Source organism: Mycobacterium interjectum (assembly GCF_900078675.2).
In the GTDB taxonomy this organism is placed as follows: Bacteria; Actinomycetota; Actinomycetes; order Mycobacteriales; family Mycobacteriaceae; genus Mycobacterium; species Mycobacterium interjectum.
Window position 1 is genome coordinate 256,627 of sequence record NZ_LT546237.1, and the last position, 12,666, is coordinate 269,292.

A 12,666-nucleotide genomic window follows, 5' to 3' on the forward strand; every position below is an offset into this window, starting at 1 on the left:
TGACGTAAATCACACACTAATGGCACGCGATACGGGCACGAATCGTTTGGTGGATGCGTTCGACGCTGGTACAAAGCGTTGCTTGGGATAAACGAGGCCTGTTAGAGGGGATAGGGCAGGGGAGAGATATGCCTACCGACTACGACGCTCCGCGGCGTACCGAGACCGACGACGTTTCGGAAGACTCGCTGGAGGAGCTCAAAGCACGACGCAACGAGGCGGCCTCGGCCGTCGTCGACGTCGACGAATCCGAATCAGCGGAGAATTTCGAACTGCCCGGCGCCGACCTTTCCGGAGAAGAGCTGTCCGTACGCGTCATCCCGAAGCAGGCCGACGAGTTCACCTGCTCGAGCTGCTTTTTGGTGCAACACCGCAGCCGTCTCGCCAGCGAGAAGAACGGCGTGATGATCTGTACCGACTGCGCGGCCTGATCGGTCAACTGCGCAATGCCGACAGCACCCGCTCCGGGTGACGGCAGCTCACCAGCCAGTACGGCGTCGGGTCGTCTGGGTCATCGAGGACCACCAGCACCATCGGGCCGACCCATGCCCGGTGCAGCACGTAGGCGGCCGGGTCGAGCTGGCGGCCCAGGGCTGCCGACTTCGCCGACGGCGCTATCTCGGCTGACCGGGCGATCACGTTGACCGGTAGATGCGCCTCGCCGGCCCACAGTTGGACCCCGCACGGAGCGGACGAGTCTTCGGTGACACGGATCTCGACCCGGCCCAGCCACAGCAGCGCACCGGTGGCCACCACGAACAGCGTTGCGTACGGCAGCCAGTCGGGCAGCGAGCGAACACCGAGGTTGACTTCGAACGCGATCAGCGCCGCGAGCCCGAAAGCCAGTGGCCACCACCACCACGGCACCCACAGTCGTTCGCGATATCGCACGCTGTGCGGCGCGACGCGCGTTGCAGACACGCGGTCAAGGGTAGTCTGTGGCCCCGTGTCGACCAGTCTGGCCATTGTCCGCCTCGATCCCGAATTGCCGCTGCCTGCTCGCGCCCACGACGGCGACGCCGGGGTCGATCTGTTCAGCGCCGAAGACGTCAAGTTAGACCCTGGGCGTCGCGCCCTGGTGCGAACGGGCGTCGCGGTGGCCATTCCCTTCGGGATGGTGGGTCTGGTGCACCCGCGCTCGGGATTGGCTGCGCGCGTTGGGCTTTCGATCGTCAACAGCCCGGGCACCATCGACGCCGGCTACCGCGGCGAGATCAAGGTCGCGCTGATCAATCTCGATCCGGACGAGCCGATCGTGGTGCACCGCGGCGACCGGATCGCCCAATTGCTGGTGCAGCGGGTCGAGTTGGTGGAGCTGGTCGAGGTGTCGTCGTTCGACGAGGCCGGGCTGGCCGAAACATCCCGTGGCGACGGTGGTCACGGTTCCTCCGGAGGACATGCGAGTTTGTGATGGCGGCATTCGGTAAGCGCGCAGACAAAGGCGACGGCGACCCCACGGACGACGTCGAGGCCCAGGCTCCCCCCGAGGAGTCCGACGAGCTCGAGGGCCCGTTCGACATCGACGACTTCGACGATCCCGCGGTCGCCGAACTGGCGCGGCTCGACCTGGGCTCGGTGCTGATTCCCATGCCGGAGGCCGGCCAACTACAGGTCGAGCTGACCGAGACCGGCGTCCCCAGCGCGGTGTGGGTGGTCACGCCAAACGGCCGTTTCACGATCGCCGCCTACGCCGCGCCCAAGACGGGCGGCCTGTGGCGCGAGGTGGCCGCGGAGCTCGCCGAGTCGCTGCGCAAGGACTCGGCCAAGGTCAGCATCAAGGACGGCCCGTGGGGGCGCGAGGTGGTCGGCACCGCCACCGGCGTGGTGCGGTTCATCGGGGTAGACGGCTACCGCTGGATGATCCGCTGCGTCATCAACGGCGCGCACGAAACCATGGAAGCGTTGGACCAGGAGGCGCGTGCGGCCTTGGCGGACACCGTGGTTCGCCGCGGCGACACCCCGCTGCCGGTGCGGACGCCGTTGCCCGTGCAGCTGCCCGAGCCGATGGCCGAACAGCTGCGGGCCGCCGCGGCCGCCCAGCAGGCCGCCCAACAAACCGAAGCGCAGGGCGAGCAGCCCGAGGGGGAACCGCCGCCCGAGCCGGCCGCCCGCCGCAGCGCCGAGGGGTCGGCCATGCAGCAGCTGCGCACCACCACCGGCGGTTAACCACTACAGCTCGGCGAGGGCGGCCAGACAGGCCNGAGAAAACGCCCGGTAGACGTAGTCGTCGTCGGAGCCGGTGCCCGGCAGCAGCACCGTCGCGACGCCCCGCAGATCGACAGCCACCCCTCGATATTGCCCGGCCGGCATAAGCGGTCCAACACCGCGTTTGGCTCGGTTGGCGCCCGGGAACCAAGAGGTCTACGGTGTCCGTTGGCATGGAGGAAGCACCGAGGCTTACACAGCATCGTCAGGAGTGGCCATGGGGGCCCAAGGATATTTGCGCCGGCTCACCCGTCGGTTGACGGAGGACCCGGAGCAGCTCGACTCCGAAGAATTGTCCGACGAAGTCGATAGCGCGGGCGCGCAGCGTGCGATCGACTGCGAGCGTGGCCAGGAGGTCACCATGGTCGGCACGCTGCGCAGCGTGGAAACCAACGGCAAGGGTTGCTCCGGCGGGGTCCGCGCCGAACTGTTCGACGGCACCGACACCGTCACCCTGGTGTGGTTGGGCCAGCGCCGCATTCCCGGCATCGACTCGGGCCGCACGCTGCGGGTCCGGGGCCGGCTGGGCAAGCTGGACAACGGCACCAAGGCGATCTACAACCCGCACTACGAAATTCAACGGTGACGGTCCCCGCCGAATCGGGGCACACCCGTGACGCTGCCCGCGTGAGCCCGGAACGCCTGCTGGAACAGGCCGGCGGGCTCAGTGGCGTCATCTACTCTTCGCTGCCCGTGGTGATCTTCGTGGTGGTTTCCGGCCTGTCCGGTCTGCTGCCCGCCATCGGCGCCGCGCTGGGCGCCGCCGCGCTGGTCTTGCTGTGGCGGCTGATCCGGCGCGAATCCACCCAGCCGGCGTTCTCCGGGTTCATCGGCGTCGCCGTCTGCGCGCTGATTGCTTACGCGGTGGGGCAGTCCAAGGGCTACTTCCTGCTGGGCATCTGGATGTCGCTGCTGTGGGCGGTGCTGTTCGCGGCTTCGGTGCTGATCCGTCGGCCCCTGGTCGGCTACGCCTGGAGCTGGGCCACCGGGCGCGATCGCGCGTGGCGCGCCGTGCCCCGGGCCGTCTACGCGTTCGACGTCGCCACCGTGTGCTGGGTGCTGGTGTTCGGCGCCCGCTTCGTGGTCCAGCGCATCCTCTACGACGCCGACCAGACCGGTTGGCTGGGTGTGGCCCGCATCGGGATGGGCTGGCCGCTGACCGTGCTGGCCGCGCTGGCGACCTTCGCGGCGATCAAGGCCGCGCAGCGGGCGATGCCCGCCGAGGAGCCCGCCGCCGCCGAACGGGTGACCGACTAGTGGCGATCGCAAGCGCGGCGTAGCCGCGCGCTGGGGGTACCCCCGCGGAGTTGGGGGACGGGTCGCCACCATCGAGGCAGTCAGTCGCCGGGCTCCGTGGCCGGCAGCAGCAGCTTCTGCAGCTCCTCTTCGGCCTCGGCGACCGCCACGAAGAGGAGTTCGTCGCCGCCTTCGAGCGGCTCGTCGGCCTCCGGCACGATGACGCGCGGGCCGCGCAGGATGGTCACCAGCGCCGCGTCCCGGGGCAGCTGCAGCCGGCGCACCGGCTTGCCGCCCCACGGCGTGTCGTCGGGCAGGGTGATCTCCACCAGGTTGGCCTGGCCGCGGCGGAATTCCATGAGCCGCACCAGATCTCCGACGGCCACCGCCTCCTCGATCAGCGAGGCCAGCATCCGCGGCGTGGACACCGCCACGTCCACTCCCCACGCGTCGGTGAACAGCCATTCGTTGCGGGGATCGTTCACCCGGGCCACCACCCGCGGCACGGCGAACTCGGTCTTGGCCAACAGGCTGAGCACCACGTTGACCTTGTCGTCGCCGGTCGCGGCGACGACCACGTCGAAATCCTCCAGGTGTATCGACTGCAGCAGGCTCAGCTCGCAGGTGTCGCCCAGGCGCCAGTGCGCGGCCGGGATCGCGTCGACGTCGACGTGGTCGGGGTTGCGTTCGATCAGGGTGACGTCGTGGTTGTTCTCGATCAGCTCGCGGGTGACCGACCGGCCGACCGCGCCGGCCCCGGCGACGGCTACTTTCACTTGTCGGCTCCCGCCTCGAGGTCCTCACTGGGGGGCAAAGCCGCAATGGCCACCGCCTCGGCGGAGCGGCCGGAAATCGCCGCGATGTAGACCTTGTCGCCGGCCTGGATCACGGTCTTCGGTTCCGGCAACACACCGGTGCCGAACCGGATCAAAAACGCCACCCGCGCACCGGTGGCCTGTTGCAGGTCGGTGACCCGGTGCCCCACCCAGTCCTCGTGCAGATCGACCTCGGCCACCGCGACGGTGCCGGTCGGATCGCGCCATTTGGCGGTCTCGCTTTCCCGGGTGAGCGCGTTGAGCAGGCGATCGGTGGTCCACGGCACGGTGGCGATCGTCGGAATGCCGAGCCGCTCGTAGACCTCGGCGCGCTTGGCGTCGTAGATCCTGGCGACGACGCGCTGCACGCCGAAAGTCTCCCGGGCCAGCCGGGCCGAGATGATGTTCGAGTTGTCCCCGGACGAGACCGCGGCGAACGCGTCGGCTCCCTCGATGCCCGCGCTGAGGAGCACGTCCCGGTCGAAGCCCTGGCCCAGCACCCGCTCGCCGGCGAACTCCGGGCTCAGCCGGTTGAACGCGGTGCTGTCGCGGTCGATGACGGCCACGTCGTGGCCGATCCGGGAGAGCGCATCGGAAAGCGAAGACCCAACCCGGCCGCAACCCATCACAACCACGCGCACTTGGGGTCCTCTCGGCTGCGTCCTGTGCTGTTCAATCGGCAGCCCGGGCTGGCCAGCCGATTCGGTCTGTCCGCAATATTGTTGCCTACGAAACGCTACCAAGCCCCGGTGGGCTTACTCTTGGCTCTCGTGTCCAAACTTTCGACCGCTGCGCGCCGGCTGCTCATCGGCCGGCCATTTCGCAGCGACCGGCTGAGTCACACCCTGCTACCCAAGCGGATCGCCTTGCCCGTGTTCGCCTCGGACGCGCTGTCCTCGGTGGCCTATGCGCCCGAGGAAATCTTCCTGATGCTCTCGGTGGCCGGGGTGGCGGCGTACACGCTGGCCCCGTGGATCGGCCTGGCGGTGGCAGCGGTCATGCTGGTCGTGGTGGCCAGCTACCGGCAGAACGTGCACGCGTACCCGTCGGGCGGTGGCGACTACGAGGTGGTCACCACCAACCTGGGCGACACCGCCGGCCTCGTGGTCGCCAGCGCGCTGATGGTGGATTACGTTCTCACCGTTGCCGTTTCGACGGCGTCGGCAATGTCGAACATCGGCTCCGCGATCCCGATCGTGGCCGAACACAAGGTGCTCTTCTGCGTGGCGGCCATCCTGCTCGTGATGGCGCTGAACCTGCGCGGGGTTCGCGAATCGGGGGCGGCCTTTGCCATCCCGACCTATGCGTTCATCGCCGGTTTGACCATCATGATCGGCTGGGGACTGTTCCGGATCTTCGTGCTGGACAATCCGTTGCGGGCGGAATCCGCGGGCTTCCAGATGCACGCCGAGAACGGAAAGGTCATCGGTTTCGCCTTGGCATTCCTGGTGGCGCGGTCGTTCTCCTCCGGATGCGCCGCGCTGACCGGTGTGGAGGCGATCAGCAACGGGGTGCCGGCGTTTCAGAAACCCAAGTCGCGCAACGCCGCCACCACACTGCTCATGCTGGGCGCAATCGCGGTGACGCTGTTTATGGGCATGATCCTGCTAGCCAGGAAGACCGGCGTCCAAGTCGTCGATGACCCCGCAAAACAGCTGGGGGGCACGCCGCCGAACTACTACCAGAAGACTCTCGTCACGCAGCTCGCGCAGGCTGTGTTCGGCAGCTTCCACATCGGGTTCCTGCTGATCGCAACCGTGACCGCGCTGATCCTGGTGCTGGCGGCCAACACCGCGTTCAACGGGTTCCCGGTGCTCGGATCGGTCCTGGCGCAACACAGCTACCTTCCACGCCAGCTGCACACCCGCGGGGACCGACTGGCGTTCTCCAACGGCATCCTGTTCCTGTCGGGGGCGGCCCTTTTGGCCATCATCGCGTTCCGTGCGGAGCTCACCGCGCTGATTCAGCTGTACATCGTCGGCGTGTTCATCTCCTTCACACTGAGCCAGATCGGCATGGTCCGGCACTGGACCCGGTTGCTGCGCACCGAGACCGATCCGCGGGTCCGGCGCAAGATGGTGCGCTCGCGGGTGGTCAACACGGTCGGCTTGCTTTCCACCGGCGCGGTGTTGGTGGTCGTGCTGGTCACCAAGTTCCTCGCCGGGGCCTGGATCGCCCTTTTCGCGATGAGCTTGCTGTTCATCATCATGAAAATGATTCACCGGCACTACCACACCGTCGGCCGGGAATTGGAGGAGCAGGAGGCCGCCGAACACGACGTGGTACTGCCCAGCCGCAATCACGCGCTGGTGCTGGTGTCCAAGCTGCACCTGCCGACCCTGCGCGCGCTGGCCTACGCGCGCGCCACCCGTCCCGATGCGCTCGAGGCCCTCACGGTCAGCGTCGACGACGCCGAAACGCGCGAACTGGTGCACCGATGGGAGGAAAGCGATATCAGTGTGCCGCTCAAGGTCATTGCGTCGCCGTACCGTGAAATCACCCGCCCGATACTCGATTACGTCAAACGGGTCAGTAAGGAGTCGCCGCGCACCGTGGTAACGGTGTTCATCCCCGAGTATGTGGTGGGCCATTGGTGGGAGCAGGTGCTGCACAACCAAAGCGCGTTGCGGCTCAAGGGCCGGTTGTTGTTCATGCCCAATGTGATGGTGACTTCGGTTCCCTGGCAATTGAATTCGTCGGAGCGACTCAAGGCGTTCCACCCGCACGCGGCGCCCGGCGACGCCCGTCGTGGAATTTTCGATTGAGCACCGAGCTGACGCTGGTCACCGGGCCTCCGGCCAACGGGGGGAGTTGCGTGGCGCACCACGAGGGCCGGGTCGTGTTCGTGCGCTACGCGCTGCCCGGCGAGCGGGTGCGGGTGCGGGTCACCTCCGAGCGCGATTCCTATTGGCACGCCCAGGTTGTCGAGGTGATCGAGTCGTCGGATGACCGCGTCGATTCGCTGTGCCCGATCGCCGGGGCCGACGGTGCGGGCTGCTGCGATTTGGCGTTTGTCATCCCGGAGGCGGCCCGGGCGCTCAAGGCCCAAGTCGTCGCCAACCAGCTGTCCCGGCTGGGCGGGCACGACTGGAGCGGCGAGGCGGAACCGCTTTCCGAGTCCGGGCCCACCGGTTGGCGCACCCGGGTCCGGCTGGAGGTGGGCGAGGATCGTAAGCCGGGCTTCCACCGCTACCACAGCGACGAGTTGGTCACCGACCTGCGTTGCGCGCAGCTGCCGCCCGGCATGCTGGATGGGCTCTCCGAGGCGCAGTGGCCCCCGCACGCGCAGCTGCACGTCGCCGTCGACGACGACGGCGAGCGCCACGTCGTGTGCGCCGTGCGGCGCGGCCGGCGGATCCAGACCACGGTGGTCGAGGGCGGCTACGAGGCGGTGCAGCGGGTGGGCGCCCGCAGCTGGCGGGCGCCGGTCACGGCGTTCTGGCAGGCGCATCGGGACGCGGCGCGCGTCTACAGCGGCCTGGTGGTCGATTGGGCGCAACCGAGTGTGGGCATGACCGTGTGGGATCTCTACGGCGGCGCGGGGGTTTTCGCCGCCGCGCTCGCCGACGCGGTGGGGTCCTCGGGGCGGGTGGTGACCGTCGACACCTCGCGCTCGGCGACGCGGGCCGCGCGCGCCGCGCTGGCCGACCTGCCCCAGGTGAACGTCGTCACCGACTCCGTCCGGCGGGCGCTGGCGGCGCAGCACTCCGCGGCCGGAGTCGCGGTGCTGGATCCGCCGCGGGCCGGCGCCGGGCGCGAGATCATCGGCCTGCTGGCCACCGCCGGGGTGCCGCGTGTGGTCCACATCGGTTGCGAAGCAGCGTCTTTCGCGCGCGACATCGGGCTCTACCGCGGGCACGGCTACGCCGTCGAGAAGCTCAAGGTGTTCGACGCGTTTCCGCTGACTCATCACACCGAATCCGTTGCGCTGCTGACCTGTTGAGCACGGCTCAGCCAAAGACGAAGTAGCGCAACCAGAGATAGGCCGCGGCCAGCCCGGCAGAGATCACGGTGACGATCACGCCCTTGCGGGTGAATTCCCCGAAGGAGATGGGATTGTCGGAGCGGGAGGCGATCCCGAGCACGACGACGTTGGCGCTGGCGCCGACGGCGGTGAGGTTGCCGCCGAAATCGGTGCCGAGCGCAAGGGCCCACCACAAGGCGCCGGGATTGACGTGGTCCCCCAGGGCCGGGACCAAGTCCGCGACGACCGGTGCCATCGTGGCGGCGTACGGAACATTGTTGACGACCCCGCTGATCACCAGTGACGCGACCAGGATCACCATGGTGGCCAGCAAGGTGTTGCCACCGGTGGCGGTGATCGCCAGATGCGCCAGTTGCTTGACGACGCCGGTCTTGACCAGCGCCCCGACCATGATGAACAGACCGGCGAAGAACAGCAGCGTTTCCCACTCGACGCTGGACAGGTAATCGGTGTGCTCCAGCCGCGACACCACGATCAGGATGCCGGCGCCCAACATCGCCACGATCGAGGGCGCCGTGTGCAGCGCCGAGTGACCGACGAACGCGCCGAATACCGCCAGCAACACGACGCCGCACGTGACGAGCAGCCGGCGATCGCGAATCGCCTCCTTCTCTTCCAACGACATGACGTCGGCGACCCGCTCGGGGTCGACGACGAAGGAACCGCGAAACAGCCGTGGCAGCAACCCGATCAGGACAACCATCACGATGATCACGATCGGCGCCAGATGGATCAGGAAGGCGTTGAACGTCAGACCGGCCTTGCTGGCGATGATGATGTTGGGCGGGTCGCCGATCAACGTGGCTGTGCCGCCGATGTTCGAGGCGAACGCCTCGGCCATCAGGAACGGCGCCGCATTGATCGCCAGCCGGTCGCACACCAACAGGGTTACCGGGGCGATCAGCAACACCGTGGTGACGTTGTCGAGCAGGGCCGAGGCGATGGCGGTGACCAGCACCAGCAGGATCATGACGCGCAGGGGGGAACCGCGGGCACGTTTGGCGGACCAGATCGCGACGTACTCGAACACGCCGGTTTGGCGCAGCACGCTGACGATGATCATCATGCCCAGCAGCAAAAAGAGGACGTCCCAGTCGATTCCGGTCTCGTGGGAGTAGAAGACGTCATCGGAATTGATGACCGGCAAGGCGACGACGATCGCGGCGCCGGTGAGCGCCACCAGGGTCTTGTTGACGCGGTCGCTGGCGATCAGCGCGTAGGCGACGACGAACACGACGATCGCGACGACGCTCATCTATTTACCTGTGAGAATCAATGCCGTAGCGCCGCCTCGAGCACACGTGATGCCGTGATGACCCCGATCAACTTGCCGCCCTTGACCACCGCGACGAGCGGGCTTCTCTCCCGCGCCATGAGAGCCGCCACCTCGATGATGGTGTCGTCGGCGTCGGCCGGCGGGACGTCGAGCAGGTGCTCCGGCAGCACGTCGCGCACCTTCTTGCCGCTCAACTTCTCCGCGCAGCGGTCGGCCGTCGATTCGTTGAGCACCCCGGCCAGCGAGGGATCGTCCTGCACGTAGCGGGGCACGATGAAACGGACGACCTGCGAGGCGGGCAGCACCGCGTAGGGATTTCCCGACGCATCGGTGACCAAGAGGCCCGGCAGCCGGTGCTCGGCGAGCAACCGGGCGGCGTCGAGCGCCTCACCGTCGATGCTGACGATCGGGAAGTCTTCGGCGATCTGCTCGGCGCGCATAATGCGACGATACGGCCGGGCGGTGAGCGCGGGACGGTCAACGGCGAGGATCACGGCGAACTCCGGGGTCGGGGACAGCCAGGGACAACTTGCCGACCAGGCTTCCCGGCGCACCGCGGTCTGAGGCTACCAAAGACTCGTCGCGGACTCTGATCTCCGCGGCGGTGCTGCGTAGACTGGCGGGATGCTGGAACAGATCCGCGGGCCCGCTGATCTGCAGTACCTCTCCCAACAGCAGCTCCGGGATCTGGCGACCGAGATTCGCGAGTTCCTGATCCACAAGGTGGCTGCCACCGGGGGGCACCTGGGGCCCAACCTGGGTGTCGTCGAGCTGACGCTCGCGCTGCACCGGGTGTTCGACTCGCCGCACGACCCGATCATCTTCGACACCGGCCACCAGGCCTACGTCCACAAGATGCTGACCGGCCGCTCCCACGACTTCGAGAGCCTCCGCAAAAAGGGCGGCCTGTCGGGGTATCCGTCGCGCGCCGAGAGCGAACACGACTGGGTGGAGTCCAGCCACGCCAGCGCGGCGCTGTCGTACGCCGACGGGCTGGCCAAGGCGTTCGAGCTGAGCGGGCACCGCAACCGGCACGTGGTCGCCGTCGTCGGCGACGGCGCGCTCACCGGCGGCATGTGCTGGGAGGCGCTGAACAACATCGCCGCCTCGCGCCGGCCGGTGATCATCGTCGTCAACGACAACGGCCGCAGCTACGCGCCCACCATCGGCGGGGTCGCCGACCACCTGGCCACGCTGCGGCTGCAGCCGGCCTACGAGCACGTGCTGGAAAGGGGTCGCGACGCGGTGCGCTCGCTGCCCCTGGTCGGCCAGCTCGCCTACCGCTTCATGCACAGCGTCAAGGCCGGCATCAAGGACTCGCTCTCGCCGCAGCTGCTGTTCACCGACCTCGGCCTGAAGTACGTCGGCCCGGTCGACGGCCACGACGAGCGCGCGGTCGAGGCCGCGCTGCGCCATGCCCGGGGCTTCGGGCGGCCGGTGATCGTGCACGTCGTCACCCGCAAGGGCATGGGCTACGCGCCGGCCGAGGACGACGAGGCCGAGCAGATGCATTCCTGCGGCGTCATCGACCCGGCCACCGGGCTGGCCACCAAGATTCCCGGCCCCGGCTGGACGGCGACCTTCTCCGACGCGCTCATCGCCTACGCGCGCAAGCGCCGCGACATCGTGGCCATCACCGCGGCGATGCCCGGCCCCACCGGGCTGACCGCGTTCGGGCAGCAGTTCCCGGACCGCCTGTTCGACGTCGGCATCGCCGAACAACACGCGATGACGTCGGCGGCCGGGCTGGCGATGGGCGGCATGCACCCGGTGGTGGCGATCTATTCGACGTTCCTCAACCGGGCCTTCGACCAGATCATGATGGACGTGGCGCTGCACAAGTTGCCCGTCACCATGGTGCTCGACCGGGCCGGGGTCACCGGTTCCGACGGCGCCAGCCACAACGGGATGTGGGACCTGTCGATGCTCAACATCGTGCCGGGCATCCGGGTAGCCGCGCCCCGCGACGCGGCCCGGCTGCGCGAGGAGCTCGGCGAGGCGCTCGACGTCGACGACGGCCCGACGGCGATACGGTTCCCCAAAGGCGATGTGGGCGAGGACATTCCGGCCCTCGAGCGGCGCGCGGGCGTCGATGTGCTGGCGGTGCCGGCCGACGGGNCCGCGGCCTCTGGTTTGCGCCTGCTCCACCGCGCCGGCGGCGGCGGCCCGTTGGGCGGTTCGGCGTCCTCCGGCGGATCCTGGCTGTGCCGGGCCGCTTCCAGCGCCCCCAGCCAGACCGCTGCGCTGCGGCGCTGGTTGCGCCCACCGAACACCGGCAACTTGACGAGCTCCTCGACGGTCTTCGGGTCGGCGAGGGCGGCGTCGATGATGGCCGAATCCGGCAGGACGCGACGGGGCGCGATGTCGCGGCGCTGCGCGATGCGGTCGCGCGTCGCCCACAGTTCGCGCACCGCGGCGAGGCCGCGCCGGTCGCGCACCCGGTGGATTCCCGACGTGCGGCGCCAGCGCTCTCGTCGTGCGGCCGGGGGCAGCTCCCTGGCGCCCGTGTTCCGCAGGTAGTCGAATTCCTCTGTGGCCCAACCGGTCTTGCCCTGCCCGGCCAGCACCTCGGCGATCGCCGCGCGCAGCTCGATCAGCAATTCCACGTCCAGGGCCGCGTAGTTGAGCCACTCGGCGGGCAGCGGGCGCTTGGACCAGTCGGCCGCGCCGTGGCCCTTGGCCAACCCGAACCCCAGCAGCCGCTCGACCATCGTGGCCAGGTTCACCCGGTCGAATCCGGCCAGCCGGCCGGCGAGCTCGGTGTCGTACAGCGCCGGGGGCCGCATGCCGACCTCGGCCAGGCACGGCAGGTCCTGATCGGCCGAGTGCAGGATCCACTCGTCGGAGCCCAGCACCTCGGCGACCGGCCGCAGCGCCGTCAGCGGGTCGGCGCCGTGGCTGACCGGGTCGATGAGCACCGTGCCGGCCCCCGCCCGCCGGATCTGGATCAGGTAGGCCCGGTTGGAGTAGCGGAACCCCGACGCCCGCTCGGCGTCCACCGCAAAAGGTCCTCGCCCGCGGTCCAGGAGCCGTGCGGCCGCCTCGATCTCGCGCACGCTCACGGCGAGGTCGGGGACTCCGTCGGCCGGGTGGGGTAGCGGGGTGGCTTCGGTTGGCGCGCCGGGCCCAGGGGTCGCCGGTTCGCCCAT

The 12,666-nt window shown here is 68.8% G+C and carries 12 protein-coding genes and 3 pseudogenes; 8 read left to right on the top strand and 7 right to left on the bottom strand.

Going from position 1 to position 12,666, the window contains the following annotated elements; all coding sequences use genetic code 11:
- The first annotated feature begins 128 nt into the window (after positions 1–128).
- Positions 129–431, top strand: a complete 303-nt coding sequence (locus BN4348_RS35670) for a DUF4193 domain-containing protein (protein ID WP_036468275.1) — start codon at positions 129–131, stop codon at positions 429–431.
- Positions 432–435: 4 nt separating this feature from the next.
- On the opposite strand, the gene BN4348_RS35675 is transcribed toward BN4348_RS35670, so the two are convergent.
- Positions 436–921: a DUF3093 domain-containing protein gene (locus tag BN4348_RS35675; protein ID WP_066909918.1), complete on the bottom strand. Its 486-nt coding sequence runs from the start codon at positions 919–921 to the stop codon at positions 436–438.
- Positions 922–946: 25 nt separating this feature from the next.
- Here BN4348_RS35675 and dut point away from each other — a divergent pair, with 25 nt between their 5' ends.
- Both dut and BN4348_RS35685 read left to right on the top strand, forming a co-directional pair.
- Positions 947–1,411, top strand: a complete 465-nt coding sequence (gene dut, locus BN4348_RS35680) for a dUTP diphosphatase (RefSeq protein ID WP_066909926.1) — start codon at positions 947–949, stop codon at positions 1,409–1,411.
- Entirely contained in the window at positions 1,411–2,166 is a 756-nt protein-coding gene (locus BN4348_RS35685; RefSeq protein ID WP_066909929.1) for a DUF3710 domain-containing protein, read from the top strand. The genes dut and BN4348_RS35685 overlap by 1 nt, the downstream gene beginning before the upstream one ends.
- Before the next feature lie 30 nt (positions 2,167–2,196).
- On the opposite strand, the pseudogene BN4348_RS59370 reads toward BN4348_RS35685, so the two are convergent.
- A pseudogene (locus BN4348_RS59370) lies at positions 2,197–2,286 on the bottom strand (alpha/beta hydrolase); the annotation flags it as partial.
- 136 nt (positions 2,287–2,422) lie between these two features.
- On the opposite strand from BN4348_RS59370, the gene BN4348_RS35690 reads away from it, so the two are divergent.
- The gene (locus tag BN4348_RS35690) at positions 2,423–2,791 is read left to right on the top strand and encodes an OB-fold nucleic acid binding domain-containing protein (RefSeq protein WP_066909931.1); all 369 of its coding nucleotides are present in this window, start codon (positions 2,423–2,425) and stop codon (positions 2,789–2,791) included.
- Entirely contained in the window at positions 2,788–3,462 is a 675-nt protein-coding gene (locus tag BN4348_RS35695; protein ID WP_066909934.1) for a DUF3159 domain-containing protein, read from the top strand. The genes BN4348_RS35690 and BN4348_RS35695 overlap by 4 nt, the downstream gene beginning before the upstream one ends.
- 80 nt (positions 3,463–3,542) lie before the next feature.
- On the opposite strand, the gene BN4348_RS35700 is transcribed toward BN4348_RS35695, so the two are convergent.
- Both BN4348_RS35700 and BN4348_RS35705 read right to left on the bottom strand, forming a co-directional pair.
- On the bottom strand, positions 3,543–4,217 hold the full coding sequence (locus BN4348_RS35700) for a potassium channel family protein (protein ID WP_066909937.1): 675 nt from the start codon (positions 4,215–4,217) through the stop codon (positions 3,543–3,545).
- Positions 4,214–4,897 carry a potassium channel family protein gene (locus BN4348_RS35705; protein ID WP_066909940.1) on the bottom strand — a complete coding sequence of 228 codons (684 nt, stop codon included), beginning with the start codon at positions 4,895–4,897 and terminating at the stop codon, positions 4,214–4,216. The genes BN4348_RS35700 and BN4348_RS35705 overlap by 4 nt, the downstream gene beginning before the upstream one ends.
- Before the next feature lie 129 nt (positions 4,898–5,026).
- Here BN4348_RS35705 and BN4348_RS35710 point away from each other — a divergent pair, with 129 nt between their 5' ends.
- Positions 5,027–7,021: an APC family permease gene (locus tag BN4348_RS35710; protein ID WP_066910158.1), complete on the top strand. Its 1,995-nt coding sequence runs from the start codon at positions 5,027–5,029 to the stop codon at positions 7,019–7,021.
- The gene (locus tag BN4348_RS35715) at positions 7,018–8,199 is read left to right on the top strand and encodes a class I SAM-dependent RNA methyltransferase (protein ID WP_066909944.1); all 1,182 of its coding nucleotides are present in this window, start codon (positions 7,018–7,020) and stop codon (positions 8,197–8,199) included. The genes BN4348_RS35710 and BN4348_RS35715 overlap by 4 nt, the downstream gene beginning before the upstream one ends.
- A 7-nt stretch (positions 8,200–8,206) precedes the next feature.
- On the opposite strand, the gene BN4348_RS35720 is transcribed toward BN4348_RS35715, so the two are convergent.
- Positions 8,207–9,496, bottom strand: a complete 1,290-nt coding sequence (locus BN4348_RS35720; RefSeq protein WP_066909947.1) for an ArsB/NhaD family transporter — start codon at positions 9,494–9,496, stop codon at positions 8,207–8,209.
- A 17-nt stretch (positions 9,497–9,513) separates the two neighbouring features.
- On the bottom strand, positions 9,514–9,957 hold the full coding sequence (locus BN4348_RS35725; protein WP_066909950.1) for a CBS domain-containing protein: 444 nt from the start codon (positions 9,955–9,957) through the stop codon (positions 9,514–9,516).
- 184 nt (positions 9,958–10,141) lie between these two features.
- Between BN4348_RS35725 and dxs the strand changes: the two are divergent.
- Positions 10,142–11,635 (top strand): annotated as a pseudogene (dxs, locus tag BN4348_RS35730) (1-deoxy-D-xylulose-5-phosphate synthase); the annotation flags it as partial.
- 1 nt (position 11,636) lies between these two features.
- On the opposite strand, the pseudogene BN4348_RS35735 reads toward dxs, so the two are convergent.
- Positions 11,637–12,666, bottom strand: a pseudogene (locus tag BN4348_RS35735) (HRDC domain-containing protein); the annotation flags it as partial.